Annotated in this window: 24 protein-coding genes; 14 read left to right on the top strand and 10 right to left on the bottom strand. The window is 67.4% G+C overall.

Features of this window, described 5'->3' with window-relative positions:
* Positions 1–61: 61 nt before the first annotated feature.
* Together ACM14_RS12245 and ACM14_RS12250 are read right to left on the bottom strand one after the other, a co-directional pair.
* Positions 62–2,311, bottom strand: coding sequence for a bifunctional (p)ppGpp synthetase/guanosine-3',5'-bis(diphosphate) 3'-pyrophosphohydrolase (locus tag ACM14_RS12245; RefSeq protein ID WP_013803154.1), 2,250 nt, complete (start codon positions 2,309–2,311; stop codon positions 62–64).
* Positions 2,308–3,207, bottom strand: coding sequence for an alpha/beta fold hydrolase (locus ACM14_RS12250; protein ID WP_063326586.1), 900 nt, complete (start codon positions 3,205–3,207; stop codon positions 2,308–2,310). Before ACM14_RS12250 ends, ACM14_RS12245 begins: the two co-directional genes overlap by 4 nt.
* A gap of 177 nt (positions 3,208–3,384) precedes the next feature.
* On the opposite strand from ACM14_RS12250, the gene ACM14_RS12255 reads away from it, so the two are divergent.
* A complete protein-coding gene (locus ACM14_RS12255) occupies positions 3,385–4,179 on the top strand; it encodes a 3-hydroxybutyrate dehydrogenase (RefSeq protein WP_012204702.1) in 795 nt (264 codons plus the stop codon).
* 72 nt (positions 4,180–4,251) lie between these two features.
* Here the strand turns inward: ACM14_RS12255 and ACM14_RS12260 are convergent, their stop codons facing one another.
* Positions 4,252–4,998: an SIMPL domain-containing protein gene (locus ACM14_RS12260; RefSeq protein WP_043819357.1), complete on the bottom strand. Its 747-nt coding sequence runs from the start codon at positions 4,996–4,998 to the stop codon at positions 4,252–4,254.
* A 305-nt stretch (positions 4,999–5,303) separates the two neighbouring features.
* Here ACM14_RS12260 and ompR point away from each other — a divergent pair, with 305 nt between their 5' ends.
* Together ompR and ACM14_RS12270 are read left to right on the top strand one after the other, a co-directional pair.
* Complete coding sequence (ompR, locus tag ACM14_RS12265; RefSeq protein WP_017404718.1) at positions 5,304–6,041, top strand: two-component system response regulator OmpR; 738 nt, start codon at positions 5,304–5,306, stop codon at positions 6,039–6,041.
* Positions 6,042–6,284: 243 nt separating this feature from the next.
* The gene (locus ACM14_RS12270) at positions 6,285–7,787 is read left to right on the top strand and encodes an ATP-binding protein (protein ID WP_012204699.1); all 1,503 of its coding nucleotides are present in this window, start codon (positions 6,285–6,287) and stop codon (positions 7,785–7,787) included.
* 103 nt (positions 7,788–7,890) lie between these two features.
* On the opposite strand, the gene ispF is transcribed toward ACM14_RS12270, so the two are convergent.
* Complete coding sequence (gene ispF / locus ACM14_RS12275) at positions 7,891–8,370, bottom strand: 2-C-methyl-D-erythritol 2,4-cyclodiphosphate synthase (RefSeq protein ID WP_013803157.1); 480 nt, start codon at positions 8,368–8,370, stop codon at positions 7,891–7,893.
* A 16-nt stretch (positions 8,371–8,386) separates the two neighbouring features.
* Positions 8,387–9,217, bottom strand: coding sequence for a 2-C-methyl-D-erythritol 4-phosphate cytidylyltransferase (gene ispD / locus ACM14_RS12280; RefSeq protein WP_013803158.1), 831 nt, complete (start codon positions 9,215–9,217; stop codon positions 8,387–8,389).
* A 161-nt stretch (positions 9,218–9,378) separates the two neighbouring features.
* On the opposite strand from ispD, the gene mfd reads away from it, so the two are divergent.
* The 4 genes from mfd to ACM14_RS12300 all read left to right on the top strand — a co-directional run bounded on the left by mfd (position 9,379) and on the right by ACM14_RS12300 (position 15,220).
* Complete coding sequence (mfd, locus tag ACM14_RS12285) at positions 9,379–12,873, top strand: transcription-repair coupling factor (RefSeq protein ID WP_034391890.1); 3,495 nt, start codon at positions 9,379–9,381, stop codon at positions 12,871–12,873.
* A 17-nt stretch (positions 12,874–12,890) separates the two neighbouring features.
* Positions 12,891–13,556 (top strand): hypothetical protein, encoded by a 666-nt coding sequence (locus ACM14_RS12290; RefSeq protein WP_065346284.1) that lies wholly within the window; start codon positions 12,891–12,893, stop codon positions 13,554–13,556.
* Positions 13,557–13,635: 79 nt separating this feature from the next.
* Positions 13,636–14,349: a phosphoserine phosphatase SerB gene (gene serB, locus ACM14_RS12295; RefSeq protein WP_012204694.1), complete on the top strand. Its 714-nt coding sequence runs from the start codon at positions 13,636–13,638 to the stop codon at positions 14,347–14,349.
* 307 nt (positions 14,350–14,656) lie between these two features.
* Positions 14,657–15,220, top strand: a complete 564-nt coding sequence (locus ACM14_RS12300) for an ABC transporter substrate-binding protein (RefSeq protein WP_065346285.1) — start codon at positions 14,657–14,659, stop codon at positions 15,218–15,220.
* Between the two features lie 66 nt (positions 15,221–15,286).
* Here ACM14_RS12300 and ACM14_RS12305 read toward each other — a convergent pair whose 3' ends face one another.
* Positions 15,287–15,505 carry a DUF3820 family protein gene (locus tag ACM14_RS12305; protein WP_063326593.1) on the bottom strand — a complete coding sequence of 73 codons (219 nt, stop codon included), beginning with the start codon at positions 15,503–15,505 and terminating at the stop codon, positions 15,287–15,289.
* A gap of 196 nt (positions 15,506–15,701) precedes the next feature.
* Between ACM14_RS12305 and ACM14_RS12310 the strand changes: the two genes are divergently transcribed.
* Positions 15,702–16,487, top strand: coding sequence for a MetQ/NlpA family ABC transporter substrate-binding protein (locus tag ACM14_RS12310; protein ID WP_012204689.1), 786 nt, complete (start codon positions 15,702–15,704; stop codon positions 16,485–16,487).
* Positions 16,488–16,584: 97 nt separating this feature from the next.
* Here the strand turns inward: ACM14_RS12310 and ACM14_RS12315 are convergent, their stop codons facing one another.
* Entirely contained in the window at positions 16,585–17,487 is a 903-nt protein-coding gene (locus ACM14_RS12315) for an EamA family transporter (protein WP_034391880.1), read from the bottom strand.
* 108 nt (positions 17,488–17,595) lie between these two features.
* Between ACM14_RS12315 and ACM14_RS12320 the strand changes: the two genes are divergently transcribed.
* Together ACM14_RS12320 and ACM14_RS12325 are read left to right on the top strand one after the other, a co-directional pair.
* Entirely contained in the window at positions 17,596–18,093 is a 498-nt protein-coding gene (locus ACM14_RS12320; RefSeq protein WP_013803176.1) for an Lrp/AsnC family transcriptional regulator, read from the top strand.
* A gap of 30 nt (positions 18,094–18,123) precedes the next feature.
* A complete protein-coding gene (locus tag ACM14_RS12325; protein ID WP_047473683.1) occupies positions 18,124–18,435 on the top strand; it encodes a hypothetical protein in 312 nt (103 codons plus the stop codon).
* Positions 18,436–18,444: 9 nt separating this feature from the next.
* Here the strand turns inward: ACM14_RS12325 and ACM14_RS12330 are convergent, their stop codons facing one another.
* Positions 18,445–19,095 carry a LysE/ArgO family amino acid transporter gene (locus ACM14_RS12330; RefSeq protein WP_065346286.1) on the bottom strand — a complete coding sequence of 217 codons (651 nt, stop codon included), beginning with the start codon at positions 19,093–19,095 and terminating at the stop codon, positions 18,445–18,447.
* 70 nt (positions 19,096–19,165) lie between these two features.
* Between ACM14_RS12330 and ACM14_RS12335 the strand changes: the two genes are divergently transcribed.
* Positions 19,166–20,071, top strand: coding sequence for an HTH-type transcriptional regulator ArgP (locus ACM14_RS12335; RefSeq protein ID WP_012204684.1), 906 nt, complete (start codon positions 19,166–19,168; stop codon positions 20,069–20,071).
* 49 nt (positions 20,072–20,120) lie between these two features.
* On the opposite strand, the gene ACM14_RS12340 is transcribed toward ACM14_RS12335, so the two are convergent.
* Positions 20,121–20,669 carry a DUF2721 domain-containing protein gene (locus tag ACM14_RS12340; RefSeq protein ID WP_065346287.1) on the bottom strand — a complete coding sequence of 183 codons (549 nt, stop codon included), beginning with the start codon at positions 20,667–20,669 and terminating at the stop codon, positions 20,121–20,123.
* Between the two features lie 116 nt (positions 20,670–20,785).
* Complete coding sequence (locus ACM14_RS12345; protein WP_063326597.1) at positions 20,786–21,775, bottom strand: LysR family transcriptional regulator; 990 nt, start codon at positions 21,773–21,775, stop codon at positions 20,786–20,788.
* 190 nt (positions 21,776–21,965) lie between these two features.
* Between ACM14_RS12345 and ACM14_RS12350 the strand changes: the two genes are divergently transcribed.
* The 3 genes from ACM14_RS12350 to ACM14_RS30605 all read left to right on the top strand — a co-directional run bounded on the left by ACM14_RS12350 (position 21,966) and on the right by ACM14_RS30605 (position 24,761).
* Complete coding sequence (locus tag ACM14_RS12350; RefSeq protein WP_043819370.1) at positions 21,966–22,994, top strand: tripartite tricarboxylate transporter substrate binding protein BugE; 1,029 nt, start codon at positions 21,966–21,968, stop codon at positions 22,992–22,994.
* A complete protein-coding gene (locus ACM14_RS12355) occupies positions 22,991–24,418 on the top strand; it encodes a M20 family metallopeptidase (RefSeq protein WP_065346288.1) in 1,428 nt (475 codons plus the stop codon). Before ACM14_RS12350 ends, ACM14_RS12355 begins: the two co-directional genes overlap by 4 nt.
* 208 nt (positions 24,419–24,626) lie before the next feature.
* Entirely contained in the window at positions 24,627–24,761 is a 135-nt protein-coding gene (locus tag ACM14_RS30605; protein WP_012204679.1) for a DUF3149 domain-containing protein, read from the top strand.
* Positions 24,762–24,763: the final 2 nt, after the last annotated feature.

Here is a 24,763-nt window from a genome sequence, read left to right on the forward strand (position 1 = left end):
GTTCGAGAAAGCGATTCTAGCACGGCTTTTTCAGCGTCCAGGCAAAAATGCCTGAACATGCTCAACGCCGCCGCGCCGAACGCACGCCCGCCACGGCGGCCACGATGCCCAGCACCTTGCTCAGGCGGCCCGAATCGGCCACCTCCACGGTGAAGGTCATCCAGGCCGTTCCCTTGACGGACTGGGTCTGCACGCCAATGACATTGGTCTTTTCGCGCGCAAATACTTCCGAGATATCGCGCAGCAGGCCCTGCCGGTCGGCGGCCTCCACGGACACATCGACCGGGTAGACGGCCGAGGCCACGGTGGCCGCCTTGGGCTGGCCCCAGGCCACGTCGATCACGCGCTCGGAATTGCGCGCCGCCATCTCGCGGAAGTTGGAGCAGTCGGAGCGGTGCACGCTCACGCCCTTGCCGCGTGTGACGAAGCCCCGGATGTCGTCCGGCGGCGCAGGCTTGCAGCACTTTGCCAGCTGGGTCATCAGCGAGTCAACGCCAACGACCAGCACGCCGCCCTTGGGCGAGTCCGTGCCGCGCGCCTTGCGCACGAGGGTGAATTCCTCGGGTTCCTCCTCCACCTCGGCCGGCCGCAGCACGGTCTCGATATTGCGCAGCGAGTACTCATCCTTGCCGACGACCTCGAACAGCGCATCTGCCGACTTGAAGCCCAGCTGCACCGCCAGCTCCTCCAGCTTGACGGCGGTCTTGCCCTCGCGCTGCAGCAGCTTCTCGACGGCCTCCCGGCCGCGCGCGACGGTCTCGTGCGTGGCCTGGGCATTGAACCAGGCGCGCACCTTGGCCTTGGCACGGTTGCTGGTCAGGTAGCCGAGGTCGGCGTTGAGCCAGTCGCGCGAGGGGCGCCCCTCCTTGACCGTGGTGATTTCCACGGTCTGGCCGTTTTGCAGCGGCGTGTTCAGCGGCACCATGGCGCCGTCCACGCGCGCGCCGCGGCAGCGGTGGCCCAGGCTGGTGTGCACCGAGTAGGCAAAGTCCACGGGCGTTGCGCCCTGCGGCAGCTCGATGACGGCCGCGTCGGGCGTGAGCACGTAGATGCGGTCCTCGAACAGGCCGCGATGGTGCGCGCCCGCCAGATCGCTGCCCCAGGCCAGCAGCTGGCGCAGCACGGCGATCTTGGCGTCGTACTCGCTGCTGGCGGTGACGCCCGCATAGCCCTTGGTGCCCGCCTCTTTGTAGGCCCAGTGGGCCGCCACGCCGTGCTCGGCATGGTCGTGCATGGCCTGGGTGCGGATCTGGATCTCGATGGCACGGCCCGTTTCGTCGCGCACCACGGTGTGCAGCGACTGGTAGCCGTTGGGCTTGGGCTTGGCGATGTAGTCGTCGAATTCCGCCTCGATGGGCGTGAACTGCTCATGCACCCAGGACAGGGTGGCGTAGCAGTCCTTGATCGTGGGCACGACGACACGCATGGCGCGGATGTCGAAGACCTGGTCGAAGTTCAGCGACTTGCCGCGCATCTTCTTGACGATGCTGTAGATGTGCTTGGGCCGGCCCTGCACCGTGGCGCTGATGCTGTGCGCACGCAGATCGGCCTCCAGCCGCGCCCGCATCTGCTCCATGTAGGCCTCGCGCTCCACGCGCTTTTCGTCGAGCAGGCGGGCCACTTCGCGGTAGGTCTCGGGCTCCAGGAAGCGCAGGGACAGATCTTCCAGTTCCCACTTGATCTGCCAGATGCCCAGGCGGTTGGCCAGCGGCGCGAACACCGTCAGCGCCTCGCGCGCAATACCGGGAGAGACCGGGCGCTTGCTGGCCGCGTAGTAGCGCAGCGTCTGCAGGCGCGAGGCCAGCCGCAGCAGCACGACACGCAGATCGCGCGAGAAGCCCAGCAGCATCTTGCGCACGTTCTCGGTCTGCGTGGCCTCATCGTCCAGATACTGGCCGCCCAGCTCGGCGCCGCGCGCCTGCTGCTGCACGCGCATGAGCTTGTTGGTTTCCACGGCCAGGGTGGCGAAGTTCTCGCCAAAGGCCTTGGCGATCACTTCCTGCGGGCGATTCAGGTGCACGCTGGCATGCACCAGATAGATCGCCGCCTGCATCGTTTCGGAGCCACCGATGGTCTTGAGGATGGCGGCCACCGCATCGGCATGGGCCATCGTGTTCTCGCCGGACTCCATGGTCTCGGTGGCGATCAGCGGCTCGGCAAAGCTGCGCGCGCGGGCCAGCGCGTTGACCTGTTCGGGCAGGGTCTGCGACGTGGCCGTGATCAGGTGCGGCAGAACCGCCGGCACCTGGCCCGGCGCGGCTGCGGCGGGCGAAGGCGCCTGCACGGCGGCCTCGCTGCTGGCGGTCTTCATTCGTCACTCTCCCTGGCCTGCTCGGCAAGATTCATGGTGCTTGGCAAGCGCTCTTCTCCCCATAAGAACCGGCACAGCAAGGCCACCTGCCCTGCTGCGACGAAGGTGGGCGCATGCCCCACCCCTTCAAATTCCACGCAATGCGCCTTCGGGCCGCGCTGCGCCATGGCCTGCGCCGTGGCCGCAGTCAGCAGATCGGACTGCGCACCACGAACTAGCAAGACGCGTGCCTTGATCTGGTCATACAGCTGCCACAGCAGCGCTTCGCCGGCCTGGGCCATCTCGGGCGTCATCTGCTGCAGGGACACTGCAATCTGAGGGTCATAGTGCAAGACAAGGCCGCCATCGGCGGCCGGCCGCATCATAGGTCGCGTCAATCGCAACCATTGCCCTTCGCTATGTGGGCCGAAGCCTTCGGAAATCAAGAGCAGCGCATGGGCTGCCTGTTCAAGATTTTCAAAATGCAGGCCCTTGCCCAGATACTGACCTATGCGCTCCAGGGCAGACCACTCGATGACAGGCCCCACATCGTTGAGCACCAGCCTGCGGATGGGCGCCGGCAGCGGCAGCCCCGGCTGGCCTGCAAGCGCCATGCCGATCAGCCCGCCCATGCTGGTGCCCACCCAATCCAATTGTTCGACGGGCGCCTGCGCATGCACCTGGGCCAGCAAGGCCAGCATGTCGGCTGCGTAAAGAGGCACCTGGTAGGCGGCCGGATCCTGCAGCCAGTCGCTTTCACCACGCCCGACCACGTCGGGGCAGATCACGCGGGCGCGTTCGCTGAGCCGCTCGGCCAGCACGTCGAAGTCACGCCCCTGGCGCGACAGGCCGTGCACGCAGACCACGACATGGGGATGGTTCGGATCGCCGGTGCGATTCCATTCCCAATAGGCCATGCGGTGCGACGCATTCTCTTGAGCAGCCGGGCTGGCAGTACGGCTCCAGGGTGAGGCACGCCCGGCAACTGCCGGGCAGGATACGTAGTTCAGCGTAGGATGATTCATGGAAACGCATTCGCGGAGCCGGCGCCGATAATGGCTGTGTTGCATCGTACATTCATTCGGAGACTCTCTATGTTGAAAGGCAAGACCGCCCTCGTGACCGGTTCGACCAGCGGAATCGGCCTCGGGATCGCGAAGGCGCTGGCCCGCCAGGGCGCCAATATCGTGCTCAATGGTTTCGGCGATGTGGACGGCCCCCGTGCCGAAGTGCTGGCCGCAGGCCAGGCCGCCGGCGCCCAGGTCGCCTACCACGGTGCCGACATGAGCCGCGTGGCAGACATCGAGGACATGGTCCAGTACAGCGTGCGCAACTTCGGCCAGATCGACATCCTCGTGAACAATGCCGGCATCCAGCACGTGGCACGGGTGGAAGACTTCCCGCCCGAGCGCTGGGATTCCATCATCGCCATCAACCTGTCCAGCGCCTTCCACACCTCGCGCCTGGTCCTGCCCATGATGCAGGCGGCCGATGGCGGCAAGGGCTGGGGCCGCATCATCAACGTGGCTTCGGTGCACGGCCTCGTGGGCTCGGCGCAGAAGTCCGCGTATGTGGCGGCCAAGCACGGCATTGTCGGGCTGACCAAGGTCACGGCCCTGGAGAACGCCACCTCCGGCATCACCTGCAACGCCATCTGCCCCGGCTGGGTGCTGACGCCGCTGGTGCAAAAGCAGGTGGACGCCAAGGCCGAGCAGCACGGCATCAGCAATGAAGAAGCCAAGAAGCTGCTGCTGGGCGAAAAGGAACCCTCGATGCAGTTCACTACGCCCGAGGAGCTTGGCGAGCTGGCCGTGTTCTTCTGCTCGCCCGCTGCCGCCAACGTGCGCGGCGTGGCCTGGAACATGGATGGCGGCTGGGCTGCGCAGTAATCGCGGCCAGACAGGACCACTGCCAAAAAAGGAGCGCCACGGCGCTCCTTTTTTCATGGATGGGTCACCCGGTCAGTACATCTGCACCGAACCCGACACGTGGACCATCACCTGCGCCTTGCCCGCTTCCACGGACACGGCATCCATTTCCGCGCCGGCGGCCTTGGCGGACATGGCCATCATGCGCGGACGCGGCATGGGCACCGAGGTATCGCTGCTGCTCACGTTGACCTCGCGCAGGCTGTAGTTGGCAAAGCCGAAGCTCTTGGACAGCGTGGTGGCACGCTGCTTGAACTGTTCGATGGCCTTGGCCTGGGCCTCGCCCTCGACCTTTTCACGGGCCTCGCGCGACAGGCCGAAGCCCACTTGCGACAGCGTCATGTCCTGCACCTGGGCCGCCGTCTGCGTGATGCGCGCGAAGTCGCGGCCCTGCAGAAGAATCTCGGCGCGGCCCTGCCAGCCTTCCACCTTGTTGTCCTTGCCATAGCGCGGATAGATGCCGAAGCTGCCGGTGCTCACATCCATCTGGCCCGACTGGGCGCTGCGCTTGGTCACTGCCATGGCGGCCTCGACCACTTTCTGCAGCTGGGACTGGACCGTGGCCGCATCGCGCCCTTCGCGCGTGGCCGACAAGGTGGCGGTCAGCAGGTCCTGCACCACATCCACCGAGCCTTCTGCAGACAACTGCACCACATTGGCCGGCTGTGCCTGCGCCGAGGCGGCGTTCTGCGCCCAGGCACCGCTGGCACAGGCCAGCGCAGTGGCCGCGACCACGGACTTGACCCAGGGGCGGGACAGCTGTTTGGAAAGCTTGCTCATGCGTTCACCCTTTGAAATGAAAGGTAGTTCAGGGATACAACTGCATGCCGCCCTTTCGCTACGGCATGCCGCCAGATGGTGACAGGTGTGGAGCCGTTCAGGCCTATTCGCCCCGTCATTCACAACATTATTGCAACGATAAATGCATCAACGCGGAAAACCCATAGTTAAATATTCTAAAGACACATTTTTCGTTCTAAATTTAAACGCAACATCTGTAACACACGGCAAAAGTTCGGGGTTTTGACCAGACTTTTCAGCGCAAGCTGGTAACAATGGCGGCTGTTACAAATGACCGACCGAGGATGAACATGGCCACTACGACCAACCGCACCGACAAGATCCTGGTGGTGGATGACGATGCGCGCATCCGCGACCTGCTGCGCCGCTACCTGACGCAGGAAGGCTTCGAGATCATGATTGCCGAAGATGGCAAGGCGCTGAACCGCATCCTGCTGCGCGAAACAGTGGACCTGATCGTGCTTGACCTGATGATGCCCGGCGAGGATGGCCTGTCCATCTGCCGCCGCCTGCGCTCGGCCAATGACCGCACGCCCATCATCATGCTGACCGCCAAGGGCGAGGACGTGGACCGCATCGTGGGCCTGGAAGTGGGCGCCGACGACTACCTGGGCAAGCCCTTCAACCCCCGCGAACTGCTGGCCCGCATCCATGCCGTGCTGCGCCGCCGCCCGCCGCAGGAAGCGCCGGGCGCGCCCTCCGGCGACAACGAGGTGGTGAGCTTCGGCCCCTTCACCTTCGACCTGGGCACGCGCGTGCTGCAAAAGAACGGCGAGGAACTGCCGCTGACCACGGGCGAATTCGCCATGCTCAAGGCCCTGGTGCGCCACCCGCGCCAGCCGCTGTCGCGCGAGAAGCTGGCCCTGCTGGCGCGCGGCCGCGAGTTCGAGCCCTTCGACCGCAGCCTGGACGTGCAGGTCTCGCGCCTGCGCAAGCTGATCGAGGAAGATGCCGCCGCACCGCGCTATATCCAGACGGTCTGGGGTGTCGGCTATGTGTTCGTACCCGATGGCGCGAACTGAAATGCATCACCCCCTGAGGCGCTGCGCGCCTTCCCCCTCTCTCGCTCCGCGGGAGGGGGACGACGCCCTCGCCGCGAGGCGGCTCTTGCTCGGCGTCGCTGGGTTGGGGCCGTAACGTTTTATGTGCCGTTGACAATGCGCAGCGCCAAAACCTCACCCTGTCGACCGAGACAACCGGTAACGCAGGCTGGCCGGCACAGGCGTAATCTCGCAGCCGGCCCCTAGAATGACGAACCGCATTCCATGAGTTCCTTCACCGTCCCGCCCCACGACGCCACCAGCCCTGCGCCGCTCGACTACGAGCGGCGCATGACTGCGCGCTCTCCGCTGGGACTCAATCTTTTCTGGCGCACCTTCTGCCTGCTGGCCCTGCTGCTGGTGGGCAGCATCCTGGCGTGGCTGCAGACGCTGCGCGCCTTCGAGTTCGAGCCACGCACGCTGCACACCGCCCAGCAGATCGCCTCGCTGGTCAACCTCAGCCGCGCGGCCCTGGTGCATTCGGATGCCATCAACCGTGTCTCGCTGATCAAGACCATGGCCGACCAGGAAGGCGTGCGCATTCTGCCGCGCGAGCCTGGCGACAGCTTCGAGCTGCTGGACCAGAGCACGCTGGGCAAGCGCCTGACCGAAGAACTCACGCGCCGCCTGGGCTACGGCACCATCGTGGCGCGCAGCGTCAATGGCGAACCGGGGCTATGGGTGGGCTTCACCATCAATGGCGACCGCACCTGGCTGCTGATGGACCGCTCGCGCTTCACGCCGGCCAGCGGGCGCACCTGGCTGATCTGGCTGATCACGGCCGGCCTGCTGTCCCTGGCGGGGGCGGCAGCCATCGCGCGCCTGATCAACCGGCCGCTCAAGCAGTTGAGCTATGCGGCCAACCGCGTGCGAGATGGCGACTTCGACGCCAGCCAGCTCGATGAGGAAGCCGTCACCAGCGAGATCCGCGAGGTCAACATCGGCTTCAACCGCATGGCGCAGAAACTGGCCCAGCTGGAGCAGGACCGCGCGGTGATGCTGGCTGGCATCTCCCACGACCTGCGCACGCCGCTTGCCCGCCTGCGGCTGGAGACCGAGATGAGCGTGGTGGACGACGTGGCGCGCGAGCACATGGTGGCCGACATCGTGCAGCTCGACGCCACCATCGACAAATTCCTGGACTACGCCCGCCCTGACCATGTGACCCTCAATCCGGTGAACCTGCATGCCGTGGTCTCTTCCTGCGTCTATGCGGTGCAGGACCACCGCGAGCTGCAGATCAGCATGGCCGTGCCCGAAGGCGTCTATGTACTGGCCGACGAGGTGGAACTGGCGCGCGTGATCTCCAACCTGTTCGAGAACGCTCGCCGCTACGGCAAGACGCCCGAGACCGAAACCACCCACGTGGACGTGACGGCATCGGAGCGCGAAAGCTGGGTCGTGATCCGCATCCGCGACCATGGCCGTGGCGTGCCGCCCGAGCAGCTGGCCAGCCTGACCCAGCCCTTCTTCCGCGGCGACTCCGCGCGCACGGCCGCGGCGGGCGCGGGCCTGGGCCTGTCCATCGTGGACAAGACGGTGCAGCGCATGGGCGGCGTGTTTGCGCTGTCCAACTCCTCCACGGGCGGGCTGGTTGCCCATGTGCAGTTGCAGCGTGCCTCGGGCGTGGCCAAGGGTGCCGAGCCCGAGCAGCGTCTGCAGCGCCCGCAGATCAAGCGCCAGCTGCCTCCGCGTGCGCAGGACGGCGCGCTGGACGGAGAGGACTGAGCCCGCAGCGCGCGTTCGTCAGATACGTTCGGCAGATACAAAGGCCCCGGCGATCATTGACCGATCGCCGGGGCCTTTTGCCATGGGGACGGTACCCCGCTGGTCAGGCGCGGAACAGCAAGGCGGCGGCGCGCGCCTCCATGGCCTGCTGCTGGCCCACGGGCCCGAGCTTCTCGGCCGTCTTGGCCTTGACGTTGACCTGGTCCAGCGCCAGCCCCAGCGCCGTGGCGATGCGCTCGCGCATGGCAGGAATGTGCGGCGCCAGCTTGGGGGCCTGGGCAATGATGGTGCTGTCGATGTTGCCAATCTCCAGGCCCGTGGCGCGCACGCGGCGCGCCGCCTCCACCAGCAGCACCAGCGAATCGGCGCCACGGAATTCGGGGTCGGTGTCGGGGAAATGGCGGCCGATGTCGCCCAGCGCCGCGCCGCCCAGCAGCGCGTCGGTGATGGCGTGCAGCAGCACGTCGGCATCGGAATGGCCCAGTAGGCCCAGTTCATGCGGCACCTCGATGCCGCCCAGGATCAGCTTGCGCCCGGGCACCAGGGCATGCACGTCCCAGCCCTCGCCAATACGAAAATTCATGTGAAACATTCCAGGTTCAGAAAAACGGATTGCCCGACGCCTGCGGCTGGTCGCGCTTGCCCCGGTAGCGTTCCAGCGTCGCGCCATGCGCGCGCTGCGACAGCACGGCGGCAGCCAGCGCAAAGTCGTCGGGATAGGTGACCTTGAAGTTCTGCGCGCCGCCGGGCACCAGGCGCGGGCGCTGGCCCACGGCCTCCATGGCGCTGGCCTCGTCGGTCACGGCCGATCCCGCGTGCTCCAGGGCGTCGAGCAGCGGCGCGATGCGAAACATCTGCGGCGTCTGCGCCAGCCATTTGTCGCTGCGGTCCACCGTGCCCGCCACGCGCACGCCGCCAGGCCCGGTCACGGCCGTCTTGAGCGTGTCGGGCAGCTTGTGCGCCAGCAGGCCGCCCACGGCATCGTGCTCGCAGGCGTCGATCAGGGCATCGATCAGTTCGGGCGTCACCAGGCAGCGCGCGGCGTCGTGCACCAGCACCCAGTCGTGCGCACTCGCACCGCGCGCCAGCAGCTCCTTCAGGCCGTTGGTCACGGATTCGGCCCGCGTGGCGCCGCCGCAGGCCGCCGTGGAGTAGCGCGTGGGCGACGGGCCCGGCAGGCCCTGGCGCCAGAAATCATCGCCAGGCGCGATCACCACCAGGGTGTGGTGCACGCGCGCTGCACCGGCAAAGGCGGCCAGCGTGTGCGCCACCATGGGCGCACCGGCCACCAGGTGGTATTGCTTGGGCAGTTCAGGCGCAGGCGCATCGGGTGCGATGGCGCGCGAGCCCGTGCCCGCGCAGGGGATCAAGGCCCACAGGCGGGCCGGCTCCAGGGATGCGGGCGCAGCCGCCGCAAGCAGATCTGTCATGGTGGCGCATTGTAGTGACGGCCATGCGCCACCATGGACATGCGGGCATGCCTGCATGGCCGCCATGCGTGCTGGCTAAAATGGTTCGATACCCCTCTGCGCGTGCCGAGGGGTTTTGTCGTTACTTCGCCCAGGCGCTGCGGCGCCCACGTCCAAGCACCATGGAACTGCCCAAGCTCACTCCCGGAAAACGCTTCACCCTGCCCCGCCCCGTGGGCAGCGCCGACGCCCTGCTGCTGGCCCGCCTGGGCGAGCGCGAGAAGGCTGCTGGCCGGGTGACCGCCATCGTCACGGCCGACGCCTCGGATGCCCAGCGGCTGATCGACGAGATGGCCTTCTTCGCCCCGGGCCTGCGCTGCGCGCTGTTCCCCGACTGGGAGACCCTGCCCTACGACAGCTTCTCCCCCCACCAGGACCTGATCAGCGAGCGCCTGGCCACGCTGTGGCGCATCAACCAGCGCGACAAGGAGCATGGTGCCGACGTGGTGCTGGTGCCCGCCACCACGGCGCTGTACCGGCTGGCGCCGCCCTCCTTCCTGGCCGGCTACACCTTCGAGTTCAAGAGCGGCCAGAAGCTGGACGAGGCCAAACTCAAGGCCCAGCTGACCCTGGCCGGCTACCAGCATGTCTCCCAGGTGGTCAGCCACGGCGAGTACGCGGTGCGCGGCGGCCTGATCGACCTGTTTCCCATGGGCTCGCTGCAGCCCTACCGCGTGGATCTGTTCGACGACGAGATCGACTCCATCCGCACCTTCGATCCCGACACCCAGCGCAGCCTCTACCCGGTGCCCGAGGTGCGCCTGCTGCCCGGCCGCGAGTTCCCCATGGACGAGGACGCGCGCGCCAAGTTCCGCCAACGCTGGCGCGAGCTGCTGGAGGGCGATCCCACGCGCAGCCGCATCTACAAGGACATGGGCCAAGGCATTGCCACGGCCGGCATCGAGTACTACCTGCCGCTGTTCTTCGACGAAACGGCCACCGTGTTCGACTACCTGGGCGCCGATGCCACCGTGGTGATGCATGGTGACCTGGAGCCGGCCTTCCAGCGCTTTTGGCAGGACACCAAGGAGCGCTTCCGCCTGGTGCAGGGCGACCCCGAGCGCCCGGCCCTGCCGCCCGAGGTGCTGTTCCTGTCCGCCGACCAGTTCTACACGCGCGCCAAGGAGCACGCCCAGCTCGCGCTGCGCCCCGGCACCGAGGACGTGGCAGACAGCGCCATCTTCCAGAAGCTGGAGGACCTGTCCGTGGTGCGCGGCGCGGAAGACCCGCTGGCGCGCCTGCAAAGGCACATTGCCAGCAGCGCCCACCGCATCCTGCTGCTGGCCGAGTCCGATGGCCGCCGAGAAAGCCTGCTGGACTTCTTCCGCGCCTCGGGCGTGAACCCGCCGGTCTTCGACTCGCTGGCCGAGTTCCAGGGCGATGCGGGCGAGAAGGTGGGCATTGCCACGGCCGGCCTGATGAACGGCTTTGCCTGGGTGGAGGAAGGCCTGGACTTCGTCACCGAGACGGAGCTGTTCGCCACCAGCCCCACGGGCCGCAGGCGCCGCCGCCAGGAGCAGGTCAGCGATGTGGAGGCGCTGATCAAGGACCTGTCCGAACTCAAGGTGGGCGACCCCGTGGTGCATTCGGACCATGGCATCGGCCGCTACCAGGGCCTGGTCAACATGGACATGGGCCAGAAGAACCCTGACGGCACGCCGGCCGTGCAGGAGTTCCTGCACCTGGAGTACGCGGGCAACGCCGTGCTCTACGTGCCCGTCAGCCAGTTGCAGCTGATCAGCCGCTACACGGGCGTCTCGCCCGAGGACGCGCCGCTGCACAAGCTCGGCGGCACGCAGTGGGAAAAGGCCAAGCGCAAGGCGGCCGAGCAGGTGCGCGACTCGGCAGCCGAGCTGCTGAACATCTATGCGCGCCGCGCCGCACGCCAGGGCCATGCCTTCCGCTACTCGCCCCAGGACTACGAGCAGTTCGCCAACGACTTCGGCTTCGAGGAAACGGCGGACCAGCGCGCTGCCATCCACGCCGTGATCCAGGACATGATCAGCCCCCAGCCCATGGACCGCCTGGTCTGCGGCGACGTGGGCTTCGGCAAGACCGAGGTGGCGCTGCGCGCGGCCTTCGTGGCCATCACGGGCGGCAAGCAGGTGGCCTTCCTCGCGCCCACCACGCTGCTGGCCGAGCAGCATTACCAGACCCTGGTGGACCGCTTCTCCAAGTGGCCGATCAAGGTGGCCGAAGTCTCGCGCTTTCGCTCGGGCAAGGAGATCACGGCGGCCGTCAAGGGCATTGCCGACGGCTCGGTGGACATCGTCGTGGGCACGCACAAGCTGCTGTCCGAGTCCACGCAGTTCAAGAACCTGGGCCTGCTGATCATCGACGAGGAGCACCGCTTCGGCGTGCGCCACAAGGAAGCCATGAAGGCCATGCGCGCCGAGGTGGACGTGCTCACGCTGACGGCCACGCCCATCCCGCGCACCATGGGCATGGCGCTGGAAGGCCTGCGCGACCTGTCCGTCATCGCCACCGCGCCCCAGCGGCGCCTGGCCATCAAGACCTTTGTGCGCAACGAGGGCACGGGCGTGATCCGCGAGGCCGTGCTGCGCGAGCTCAAGCGCGGCGGCCAGTGCTACTTCCTGCACAACGAGGTCGAGACCATCGAGAACCGCAAGCAAAAGCTCGAGGAAATCCTGCCCGAGGCACGCATTGCCGTGGCCCACGGCCAGATGCCCGAGCGCGAGCTCGAACGCGTGATGCGCGACTTCGTGGCCCAGCGCTACAACATATTGCTGTGCTCGACCATCATCGAGACCGGCATCGACGTGCCCAGCTCCAACACCATCCTCATCAGCCGCGCCGACAAGTTCGGCCTGGCCCAGCTGCACCAGCTGCGCGGCCGCGTGGGCCGCAGCCACCACCAGGCCTATGCCTACCTGATGGTGCCCGACCTGGACAGCCTGACCAAGCAGGCGCAGCAGCGGCTGGAGGCCATCCAGCAGATGGAGGAACTGGGCTCGGGCTTCTACCTGGCCATGCACGACCTGGAGATCCGCGGCGCCGGCGAGGTGCTGGGCGAGAACCAGAGCGGCAACATGATGGAGGTGGGCTTCCAGCTCTACAACGAGATGCTGTCCGAGGCCGTGCGCAGCCTCAAGGCCGGCAAGGAACCCGACCTGCTCAGCCCGCTGTCGGCCTCCACCGACATCAACCTGCACGCGCCGGCCCTGCTGCCCAACGACTACTGCGGCGACGTGCACCTGCGCCTGTCCTTCTACAAGAAACTGGCCACGGCCCGCACCAGCGACCAGATCGACACCCTGCTCGAAGAAATCGTGGACCGCTTCGGCAAGCTGCCGCCCCAGGCGCAGACGCTGATCGACGTGCACCGCCTGCGCGTGCTGTCCCAGCCCTACGGCGTGGTCAAGGTGGATGCGGCGCCCGGCGTGATCAACATCACCTTCAAGCCCCAGCCGCCCGTGGACCCGATGGCCATCATCCACCTCATCCAGAAGAACAAGCACATCAAGCTGGCCGGCAACGAGAAGCTGCGCATCGAGCGTGCCCTGGACAACCCCAAGGACCGCGCCCAGATGGTGCGCGACGTGCTGCGCAGCCTGGGCCAGCCGCTGGTGGAGGCGAAGGCGGCCCAGCCCGCATAGAACGCGTCGTTCCAGCCATGTTCCTCGAAGCGAGCATCGCCCTGCTGGCCCTGGCCACCGCGCTGTGGCTGCGCCCCTGGCGCATGCTGGCCGGCCGCACTGGTCCGGGCGGCCCGCAGGACCGCGTTGCCTCGCCCCTGGTCACGCCGCTGCTGGGCGTGCTCGTGCTGCTGCCCTGGATCTGGGCCCTGCCCACGCTGCACCGCATGCCGCTGCAACTGCAGTGGTCCTCGGCGCCGCTGGTGGTGCTCATGCTGGGCTGGCCGCTGTCCGTGCCGCTGCTGCTCATCGTGGGCGGGCTGGCCGCCCTGCTGTCGCCGGCCCTGGGCTGGGGCGACGCGCTGGGCATCGCGGTCTGGCAGGGTATCGTGCCTGCCACGCTGGCCATGCTCTGGGGTGCGGCGCTGCGGCGCTGGCTGCCGCATCAGATCTTTGTCTACATCCTCGCGCGCGGCTTTGCGGGCACGGTGCTGTGCGTCTTCATCGCCGCGCTGCTGGCCCAGGCGGCGGGCCACGCCCTGCCCGGCGTCAACGAGGATCTGTCACGCATCGCGCGCTGGCTCATGGCCTGGGGCGATGCCGTGGTCACCGGCATGGTCACCGCCATCTTCGTGGTGTTTCGCCCCCAATGGCTGGCCACCTGGTCGGACGCCATCTACCTGCGCCAGCCGCCCGCAGCCTGACGGCAGGCCCGCCACTGGATATGATCTGCGCCTGTTTCCCGCCAGCCCGGCGGCCCGTCCCCTTTTTGCTGCCCCACCCATGACCGATGTCACCGAATTCGCGCCCGGACTGCTGATCCGCGGCATCCAGCCTCCGCTGAAGCTGGCCGACTACAAGCTCATCGCGTTCGACATGGACTCGACGCTGATCACCATCGAGTGCATCGACGAGATCGCCGACGCCACCGGCAAGAAGGCCGAGGTCTCGGCCATCACCGAAGCCACCATGCGCGGCGAGATCACCGACTTCAAGGACAGCCTGCGCCAGCGCGTGGGCAAGCTCGTCGGCGTGACCGAGGCCGACATGGCCCGCGTGCTGGCCGAGCGCCTGAAGCTCTCCCCGGGCGCCGAAACCCTGGTGCGCGCAGCCCAGGCTGCGGGCCTGAAGGTGCTGCTGGTCTCGGGCGGCTTCACCTACTTTGCCGAACATGTGCGCGGCATGCTGGGCATCGACTTCGTGCGTGCCAACGTGCTGGAGATGCGTGACGGCGCGCTGACCGGCGGCCTGATCGAGCAGCCCTGGGGCGACATCTGCGACGGCGCCGAAAAGCGCCGCACCCTGCTGGAAGTCGCCTCGCTGCTGGGCATTCGCCCCGACCAGTGCATCGCCGTGGGCGACGGCAGCAACGACATTCCCATGATGCAGGTCGCAGGCCTGTCCGTGGCCTACCACGCCAAGCCGCGCGTGCGCAACGAAGCCAAGGTCTCCATCACCGAAGGCGGCCTGGACCGCCTGCTGGAAGTCCTGCGCTGAAAACGGGCGGCAGCGGCGGGCGCAGGCCGCTGCGCCGCTCCGCAATCAATAGCTGAGAATGTTCTGTGGGCTTGCTTTTCCGGCAAGCCCCAGTCTTTTCTACAATGCTTCACGCAGCCCCATAGGCCACCGCCCCAGCGCCGGGTGGCCCACCTACAACAGCAGGCTGCACGCCGGCGCATCCGCGCGCCGGTGCTTGGAATCTCCTCCCCCATCCCCATGTGACACACAAGGCCGCAGGCCTGCCCGCATACGGGCAGCCTGTGGCGCGCCGACCGGCGCGGGCCCGCCTGCGCCGACCGTGTACATGACCACCATGATTGGAAAAAACTCCGTGAAGACTTCGTTCCGCGCCACTGCCTCCGTGATCGCCCTGGCCATTGCATCGCTGACCGTGCCCACGCTGGCCCAGGCCAAGCGCATGGGCAGCGGCGGCAAGTCCGTGCGCCCGGCGTCGATCGGCAAGGCCCCCGCTCAGCCCGCAGCGCCTGCGGCACCCACCGCCAGCAAGGCAGCGACTCCGTCCACCCCCACCGCACCGGCCGCGCCTGCAGCCCCGACCGCTGGGGCAGCCCCCGCTGCGGCACCTGCGGCTGGGGCCGCCCCCGCTGCTGCTGCACCTGGCGCGGCTGCCGCTCCCGCAGCACGCGGCTCCGGCATGATGGGCACGCTGGGCGCCGCTGCCGTGGGCGCCGTTGCAGGCTCCATGGCCGGCAATGCGCTGGCTGGCGCCATGACCCCTGAAAAGGATGCGGCCGCCAAGGAAGCCGAAGCCAAGGCCAAGGCCGCTGAAACCGAGGCAGCCGAGCTGCAGCGCAAGGCCGACGAAGCCAAGGCCAAGGCGGAAGCCGCACGCGCTGCCGCCAAGTAAACCGCCTGCGTTTTCCCCCGAAAAGGCCGCGCCCGTCGCGGCCTTTTGCTTTTTAGGGCAGTTGCTTCAGCGCGGCCCGGCGCGCAGCGGCTGCAGCAGGTGCGACAGGCCGTTGTGGTCCAGTTCCTGCATCAGCGCCAGCAACTGGCCCAGCTCTCCCTTGGGGAAGCCTTCGCGTGCAAACCAGTTCAGATAGTTGCCGGGCAGGTCGGCGATCAGCCGGCCCTTGTACTTGCCATAGGGCATGTGCACCTGCACCAGCTTTTGCAGCATTTCGGAGTCCATGGCGGCGATGGTACGCGCTGCGGCATCGCAAGAATCTGCATAAAAAGCCACAGCCTTATAACCAAATAGCAAAATTGTTCATTGCGGCTGCTGGCGCCGCACTAGACTATGCGCCTGCCTGCCGTACCGCCCGATACAGAACCACTCCACCGGGCCTGCGGCGTTTTTGCAACCCGTTGAAGAAAGTCCTCCGGTCATGTTGAAGAAAGCCCTCTCCGCAATCGCGATTGCCACGCTGGCCCTGACGGCCCAGGCCGCCGACGTGCTCAAGGTCGGCGCCACCGCCGTGCCCCATGCAGAAATCCTCAACCATGTGAAGCCGGCCCTCAAGGCCCAGGGCATCGACCTGCAGATCAAGGAATTCAGCGACTACGTGCAGCCCAATGCGGCCGTCGAGGACAAGCAGCTGGACGTGAACTTCTTCCAGCACCAGCCCTATCTGGACAGCTACAACAAGGACCGCAAGACCTCGCTGGTGGCAGTGCCCAATGGCAAGGTCCACGTGGAGCCCTTCGGCGGTTACTCGCAGAAGATCAAGAACGTGAAGGATCTGAAGGACGGCGCCACCATCGCCATCCCCAACGACCCCTCCAACGGCGGCCGTGCCCTGATCCTGCTGGCCAAGCAGGGCCTGATCGAGCTCAAGGACCCCAAGAGCCTGACCCCCACGCCGCTGGACGTGGCCAAGAACCCCAAGAAGCTCAAGTTCAAGGAACTCGAAGCCCCGCTGCTGCCACGCGCGCTGGCTGACGTGGACCTGGCCCTGATCAACACCAACTACGCCATCGAGGCCAAGCTCAATCCCACCAAGGATGCGCTGTTCATCGAAGGCGCCGATTCGCCCTACACCAACATCGTGGTCTCGCGCCAGGACCGTGCCAACGATCCCAACATCGCCAAGCTGATGAACGCGCTGCACACGCCCGACGTGAAGAAGTTCATCCTCGAGAAGTACAAGGGCGCTGTCGTTCCTGCGTTCTGAGGCGCAGGGAATGCAGCCGGTCGGCTGCGTCCTGTCCCCGCAAAAAAAGCGCTGCCTCGGCAGCGCTTTTTTCATTCCCGTTCCCTGGTATCGCCACTCAACCCGCAGGCGTCACCTCGGCCGGCGCCTTGGCCGCCGCAGCGGGCCGCGTGATGGCGCTGCCCATGGCCGCGCCCATGATGCAGGCGATGGCCAGCCACTGGGTCCCCACCAGGTGCTCATGCAGCAGCAGCATGCCCATGAGGGCGGCAATCGCAGGCTCCGTGGCCAGGGCGATGCCGAAGGTGGCCGGTGGCAGGCGGCGCAGGGCCATCATCTCCAGCGTATAGGGCAAGGCGCTGGAGATGGCCGCCACCACCAGGCCGAAGGCCAGGATGGACGGCTGCAGCAGCTTGGCCCCCGCCTCGGCCACGCCGAAGGGCACCACCACCATGGCGGCGAACACCAGGCCCAGCGACACGGCCTGGCCGCTGGGAATGCTGCCCAGGCGCTGACCCAGCAGGATGTACAGCGCCCAGCAGATGGCAGCGCCCACGGCGCAGGCAATGCCCACGGGCTCCAGCACCAATCCGCCCGCGCCGGCGCCCCCTATCGGCAAAATCAGGGCCAGCCCCGCCACGGCCAGCGCCAGCCAGACAAAGTCCACTGGCCGGCGCGAGTGGTAGATGGCCACGGCCAGCGGACCGGAGAATTCGATGGCCACGGCCAGTCCAAAGGGAATGGTGCGCAGCGCCATGTAGAACAGCAGGTTCATGGCGCCCAGCGCCACGCCGAAACGCAGCAGCGCCCAGGCCTGGGGGCGGGCCAGCGTCCAGCGCCAGGGCCGCCAGATGGCCACCAGGATCAGCGCGGCAAAGCCCACGCGCAATGCCGAAGTGCCCTGGGCGCCCAGCACCGGAAAAAGCTGCTTGGCCAGTGAAGTGCCCACGCCCAATGCCGTGACCGAGCCCAGCACGGCCAGCAGGGGCCAGGCGCGGTTCCATGTGGTGTTTGTTGTCATGGCACGTACGATATTGCAGGCCAGCGATGCAAAAGGCTCGTTTTGCGGCCTCTTCGCGCAATATTCGCTCTTTCCGACCGCCTCGCCCCCGTTTTCCGCCCCTCCCCCATGCCCGCCATCGCACTCGATACTTTTGACCGCGCCATCCTCGACGTGCTCCAGCGCGACAACCTCACGCCACAGCGCCTCATTGCCGAGCAGGTCCACCTTTCGGCACCGGCCGTGCAGCGGCGCATACGGCGCCTGCAGGAGCTGGGCGTGATCACGGCCAACGTGGCCGTGGTCGATCCCGTGCGCACGGGGCGCCCGCTCACCGTGCTCATCAACGTGCAGCTGGCCAACGAGCGCCCGGACCTGTCCCTGGCCTTTCGCGCGCGCGTGGCGCGCGAGCCCGCCGTGCAGCAGTGCTACTACGTGACCGGGGAAGCCGACTATTCATTGATCGTCACGGCTGCCGATATGCAGGAGTACCAGGCGCTGGCGGCGCGGCTGTTCTCCGGAGACGACAACATCCGGCGCTACACCACCTCGATCGCTCTGGAACGCATCAAGACCGGGCTGCAGTTGCCGATGGCAGAACACAAGCCCGACAATGAAACAAGTTGACACAACCTACACATACACCAGGAGACTGCTTTGAGCGCACCTTCACCGGACAGCATGGCCCGCCTCGTCGCCACACGCACCCTCGACAAGTACGAGCGTGACTACTATCCCAAGCGCGAGCGCATCACCATTTCCTTCCGGGGCGACCTGGCCGAACAATACAACTACGACAAGATCCAGCCCTTGTCCGAGGCCCAGCGCCATGGCCACAAGGTCGTCATCGAGGCGACCAGCCAGAAGACCGGCGCCACGGGCCACTACTGCATCGAATGCAACAGCTGGAACCTCATCGAGGCCGTGGGCACCTGGGCGCCCGGCGAACAAGCCCCGGCCGCAGACTGATCTGCGCCGTCAGCCGCCTGCCGGTGCCAACGCGCTGCCAGCCACCCACCAGGCCAGCGCCAGCATCATCACGCCCGTGAGGCCATCGAGAACGCGCCAGGCCTGCGGCTTCTCGAACAGGCGCTTCATGCGGCGGCCCGCAAAGGCCAGCGCCACGAACCACGACAGGCTGGCCGATGCGGCGCCCACCACATAGACCCACTTGAGCACGCCTTCCTGGCGCGCGCCGATGGAGCCCATGAGCAGCACCGTGTCCAGATAGACATGGGGGTTGAACAGGGTGATCACGGCCAGCGTGGAGACCACGCCCAGCAGGCCACGCGGGGCCAGTTGCCCGCCCGATGCCGCCAGTTGCGCATCGGGCGCCATGGCCATGCGCCACAGCGCGATCAGTCCATAGGCCAGCAGGAACAGGGCGCCGCCCAGCGTCAGGTAGCGGGCCAGGTCGGGGTTGTCGCCCAGCAGCCGGGCCATGCCCGCCACGCCCAGGCCGATGAGCACCACGTCGCTCACCACGCACCAGGCCACGCAGGCGCGCACATGCTGACCGTGCACGGCCTGGCGCAGCACATAGAGGTTCTGGGCGCCGATGGAGACGATGAGAGACAGGCAGACCGTGAAGCCCGCCAGCCAGGAAGAAGAAACATTTGCAGTCCACATGGCCGGGATTGTCTGGCCGGCAAATGGTTAAGTAAAATTACATTTACTCAACCAAATGAAGAATATCTAAATGCTCGACTACGCCGGACTCGAAGCCCTGGCGGCCGTGGTGCGCGAAGGCAGCTTCGAGCGCGCGGCGCGCAAGCTGCATGTCACGCCCTCGGCCGTTTCCCAGCGCATCAAGCTGCTGGAGGAGCGTGTGGGCCAGGTGCTGGTACTGCGCGGCCAGCCCTGCTCGGGCACCGATGCGGGCCGCAGGCTGTGCCTGCACCTGGAGCAGGTGGCCCTGCTCGAAAACGATCTGCGCCGCAAGAACCCGGAGCTGGTCCCCGAGGGCCAGACCGCCCTGCCCACGCTCAAGCTGGCCGTCAATGCCGACTCGCTGTCCACCTGGTTCATGGATGCCATGTCCGCCTTCACGCGCGACGGCAACGAGCTGCTGGACATCAGCATCGACGACCAGGACCACACGGCCAAGCGCATCCGCGAGGGCGAGGTGCTGGCCGCCGTCACGGCCACTTCCTCGGCCATTCCCGGCTGCAATACCTGGCCGCTGGGCCGCATGCGCTACGTGGCGGCGGCCAGCCCCGACTTCATCCGCCGCTACCTGAAGGACGGCATCACGCCCGAGGCCATGGCGCGCACGCCCATGATGAGCTACGGCCGCAAGGACAGCCTGCAGGACCAGTGGCTGCAGCGCCTGGGCGCGGAGGGGCGGCGCAACACGCCGCGCCACTTTCTGCCCTCCAACCAGGGCTATACGCGGGCGTGCGAGCTGGGGATGGGCTGGGGCATGCACCCGCCGCTGATGATCGGCGCGCAACTGGCCGAAGGCAGCCTGGTGGAGCTGCTGCCCGGCAACGACCTGGACATTCCCATGTACTGGGCCCATGCGCGCAATGCGCAGGCCAGCCTGCAGCGGCTGACGGACTGCGTGATCCAGGCCGCGGCGGCCTGCCTGGACCCGATGGAGTGAATGGGCTGCGGCGATGGCGACAGCGACGGCGGCGCCGTCCGCGCCCGGCTCAGGACTGGCGGCCGGTGTCGTCTGCCGGGGTGGACGGCTCAGCCTGGGCCTGGTCGTTGCGTTCCGGCCGCTGTATGGTGCGCACGGCCGCGCGCACGCGGGTCAGGGTGTGGAAGTCCAGCAGGCTGGTGGCCATGATGGTTTCCCAGAGAAAGCAGGCCAGGGCCGAGAGAAACATCAGCACGCCGAACAGAAAGCCCAGCACCGCATAGCCATGGCCGTTGATGCCGTAGGCCTCGCCCAGGAACAGCAGGGCAATGGTCAGGCCGATGCAAAAGCCGCAGACGGTCAGCAGCCCTATGCAGACATTGGCCAGCCGGCCGCGCTTGCGCAGAAAGTGCAGTTCCGTGAGGCTGCGCGCGATGAAGTCCTCTTCCTGCGGGTTGCGCAGCAGTTCTTCCAGCTTGCGCGCGCGGTCGATGATGCGGGCCAGCCGCCCGGCCACGGCGCCGATCATGCCGGCCACGGCCGTCAGGAAGAACACCGGCGCCAGCGCCAGCTGGATACTGTGGGTGACGGTATCGGCGTCTAGCGACCAATTGATCATGCGGTCCTCTGCGTGCTTTCTGTTGTCTGGTGCGGCCATGCTGCCGTGTTTTCGCGCGGACAGTATTGTGGCCGCAAGCGGGGCCGGCAAGAGGCCATGTCGCCAGCTTTTGGCATTCAGCGGGCCGGTGGCGCTGGCAGCATCTGCCGGCACAGCGACAGCATCTCGGTCAGCAGGGCGGGCGCCTGGTCGCGCCGGCAGACCACGCCCAGGGGCGCCAACCTGCCCGTCAGCCGCACATCGAGCCGGCACACGCGCGCATGGGTCTGCAGGCCCGGCGCAATGCTCAGCGGCACCAGGGCCACGGCGCCGGGCTGGCTCAACAGGCCTTCCAGTATCGGCAGGGAAACGGTGGAGACGGGAAACCAGGGCGCATCGGGCAGCGCCTGGAGCACCTCGGCCTCGAAAATCCCGCGCACGGCGATGTTGGCCGTGGGCAGCACCCAGCGCGCGCCGGTCAAGGCCTGCAGCGGCACGTCACGGCGCCCGGCCAGTGCATGCGAGCGTGCGGCCACCACCACGGCCGTGTCGGCCAGCAGCGGCTCGAAGACGAAGGGGCCGGGCAGCAGCGCCGGCTCGCGGCAGAACACCGCGTCCAGCCCGCCGCCCAGCAGCTGGGACAGCAGCCGGGTGCTGGCGTCTTCGTGCACATCGACATGCACCTCGGGATGCTCGGCATAGAACCGCGCCAGCAGGGGCGAAAGAATGGCCAGGGCTGCCGCCGGAATGGCGCCCAGGCGCAGCGCGGCCGCGGCGCCCCGGCGAATGGCGGCCAGCGATTCCGCCACCTCCTCCAGCGCGGCCAGCACGCCGCGCACCGTGTCCACGAGGGTCTGGCCGGCCAGCGTGGGACGTATGCCGCGCGCATGGCGCTCGAACAGTCGGATGTCGAGCACGCGCTCCATCTCGGCCAGCGCCTGGGTGGCGGCCGACTGGCTCATGTGCAGCGTGGCGGCGGCCTGCACCACCGAGCCGCATTGCTGCAGCGCCACCAGCAGCTGCAGCTGGCGCAGGCGCACATGCTTGGTCAGGCGCGAATACAGCAGCCGCCCCTGGGGCGTGGCCGCATCGTCCAGGCCGTCGCGGTCATCGAAGTCATTGCTCATGGGAGTCTCAGTGTTTTCCCCAGGCAGGCCCTGGCGCGCCACAGGCGGCGCGGGGCAAGCTATCGGAATGGCTTATAGCTTGGCACAAATACCGTGGCCCACGCGGGCGGCAGGATTTCTATAGTCGCCTGCATCGGGAGCCGGCGCGGCCCAGGCCTGCGGCTCCTTCACCGTTGATGGAACCCATGCCATGCAAGCCAAACCCCTCTTTCAACTGCCGCGGCGCACCGTGCTTTCGCTGGGCACGTCCGGTCTTGCCGCCGTGTTGTGCGGCCTCACTCTGGCCCACACGGCCTCCACGGCCCATGCGGCCGACGCCTATCCGAACAAGCCGGTCAAGCTCATCGTGCCCTTTGCAGCAGGCGGCTCCACCGACATCGTTGCGCGCGTGATCGCAGAGGGCCTGCGCAGCACGCTGGGCCAGCCCGTGGTGGTGGACAACAAGGCCGGCGCTGGCGGCCTGATCGGCACCGAAAGCATTGCCCAGGCCGCGCCTGACGGCTACACCATCGGCATGGCCACGGTGAGCACGGCCACCATCAATCCCTCGCTGTACACGCGCGCCGCCAAGCTGGAAGGCAGGCTTTTGCCCGTGGCCAATCTGGTGACCATGCCGTCGGTCTACATGGTCCACCCCAAGATGGGCGTCAAGGATTTCCCGGGCTTTCTGGCCAAGCTGCGCGCCCAGCCCGGCGCCTACAGCGCGGGCGTTCCGGGCCTGGGCACGCTGGGCCATCTGATGGTGGCGTCCTTCAACGAGACCATGAAGACCCAGGTGCAGATCGTGCCCTACCGCGGCAACGGGCCGGCGCTCAACGATGCGCTGGCCGGCATGGTGCAGGTGATGACCGACCAGCTGCCTTCGGCCATGCCCCAGATCAAGGGCGGCAAGCTCATCCCCGTGGCGCTGTCGGGCGACAGCCGCTCGCCCGACCTGCCCGATGTGCCCACCTTCAAGGAGCTGGGCTACGCGCAGCTCAACGAACTGGGCATCAGCTGGTTCGGGCTGGTCGTGCCGGCCGGCACGCCACCGGCCATCGTCCGGCAGTTGCAGGATGCGTCGGTGAAGGCCGTGCGCCTGCCCGAGGTGCAAAAGCACCTGAAGCTGCTGGGCGCCTCGGTCACCGAGATGGACCAGAGCCGCTTCCCGGCCCAGATCGCCAGCGAACTGCAGCGCAACAAGGCGCTGCTGGACAAGGCAGGAGTGAAGCCGGAATGAGCGCAGTCGAGCATCTCCAGGACTTCTTCCAGCAGCAGTCCCCGCGCATGGCGGCCCTGGCCGACAGCATCTGGTCCCTGGCCGAGCTGCGCTATGCCGAAACGGCTTCGGCCCGGCTGCACATCGATGCGCTGGAGCAGGCGGGCTTTCGCATCACGCGCGGCGTGGCCGGCATTCCCACGGCCTTCCTGGCCGAATGGGGCGACGAGGGCCCGGTGCTGGCCTTCCTGGGCGAGTACGACGCGCTGTCGGGCCTGAACCAGCAAAGCGGCGCCCTGGTCTGCACGCCTTCCACCGACAGCCCGGGCCTGGCAGGCCACGGCTGCGGCCACCATCTGCTGGGCACCTCGGCGCATTTCGCGGCCGTTGCGCTGCAGGAGCACCTGCGCCGCAGCGGTGCCAAGGCACGCGTGCGCTACTACGGCTGCCCGGCCGAGGAAGGCGGATCGGGCAAGACCTTCATGGCGCGCGCCGGGGTGTTCGACGATGTGGACGCGGCGCTGACCTGGCACCCGGCCAGCTTCACCGGCGTGTTCAGCCAGAGCACGCTGGCCAACATCCAGGCGAAATTCATCTTCCACGGCAAGGCCGCGCATGCCGCGCATTCCCCGCACCTGGGCCGCAGCGCGCTCGACGCCGTGGAGCTGATGAACGTGGGCGTGAACTACCTGCGCGAGCACATGCCCACCGATGCGCGGGTGCACTACGCCATCACCGACTCGGGCGGCCTGTCGCCCAACGTGGTGCAGGCGCGCGCCGAGGTGCTGTACCTGGTGCGGGCCGCACGCAACCACGAGGCAGCAGCGCTGTATGAGCGCGTGCAGAACGTGGCACGCGGCGCCGCGCTAATGACGGACTGCCGGCTGGAGATCGTCTTTGACAAGGCCTGCTCCAACCTGCTGCAGAACCGCACGCTGAACCAGGTGATGTATGCGCAGATGCAGGCCCTGGGCCCGCTGCACGTGGACCCCGGCCTGCATCGCCTGGCCGGAGACTTCCAGGCCACGCTGGACAGCAACGACGTGGACCAGGTCAGCCGCCCGCTGGCCAGCGTGCTGCGCGGCAAGGTGCCGGCCGTGTTCGAAGGCCTGGCGCCCTACGATCCTGCCGTGGAGGACACCCTGTTCGGTTCCACCGATGTGGCCGATGTGAGCTGGATCACGCCCACCGTCCAGGCCTGGGTGGCCTGCTACGCCTTCGGCACGCCGCTGCACTCCTGGCAGATGGTCTCGCAAGGCCAGTCCGGCCTGGCCCACGCAGGCATGGTGCGCGCCGCCCAGGTGCTGGCGGCCACGGCCATCGCCTTGCTGGAGCAGCCCGAACGCATTGCCCAGGCCAAGGCGGAGCTGCTTGAGCGCCGCGGCGGCCGACCCTATGCGTGCCCGATTCCTGCGGAGGTGCCCTTGCCGTTCATGCGGGGGTGATGGGCTTGGCTCGCCCTGGATGATCGACTCCTACCCCATGCCCAGTTCCCGGGCTTGTCCGGGCTTGCCGGGGCTTGCCCCTTTGCGTTGCCGCAAACCCACCCCGCCGCCGCGTTGACCCATCACAAGCCCTCCGCGCCAGGCCACGGCGATAGTTGGATCGGGACCCCACCGATACCAACAAACCACAGGAGGACTTGTGAAGCTGATGATTGATCTTTTTTCCACCGACTACGGCCTGATGAGCCTGGGCGCCATCGTCTTCATGCTGATCATGGCGGGCTTTTTCCTGCGCCTGTTCCTGGGCAAGATGAAGCACGTGGCCAACAAGCCGCTTGAATGAAG

Source organism: Delftia sp. JD2 (assembly GCF_001682645.1).
Lineage (GTDB): Bacteria > Pseudomonadota > Gammaproteobacteria > Burkholderiales > Burkholderiaceae_C > Comamonas > Comamonas acidovorans.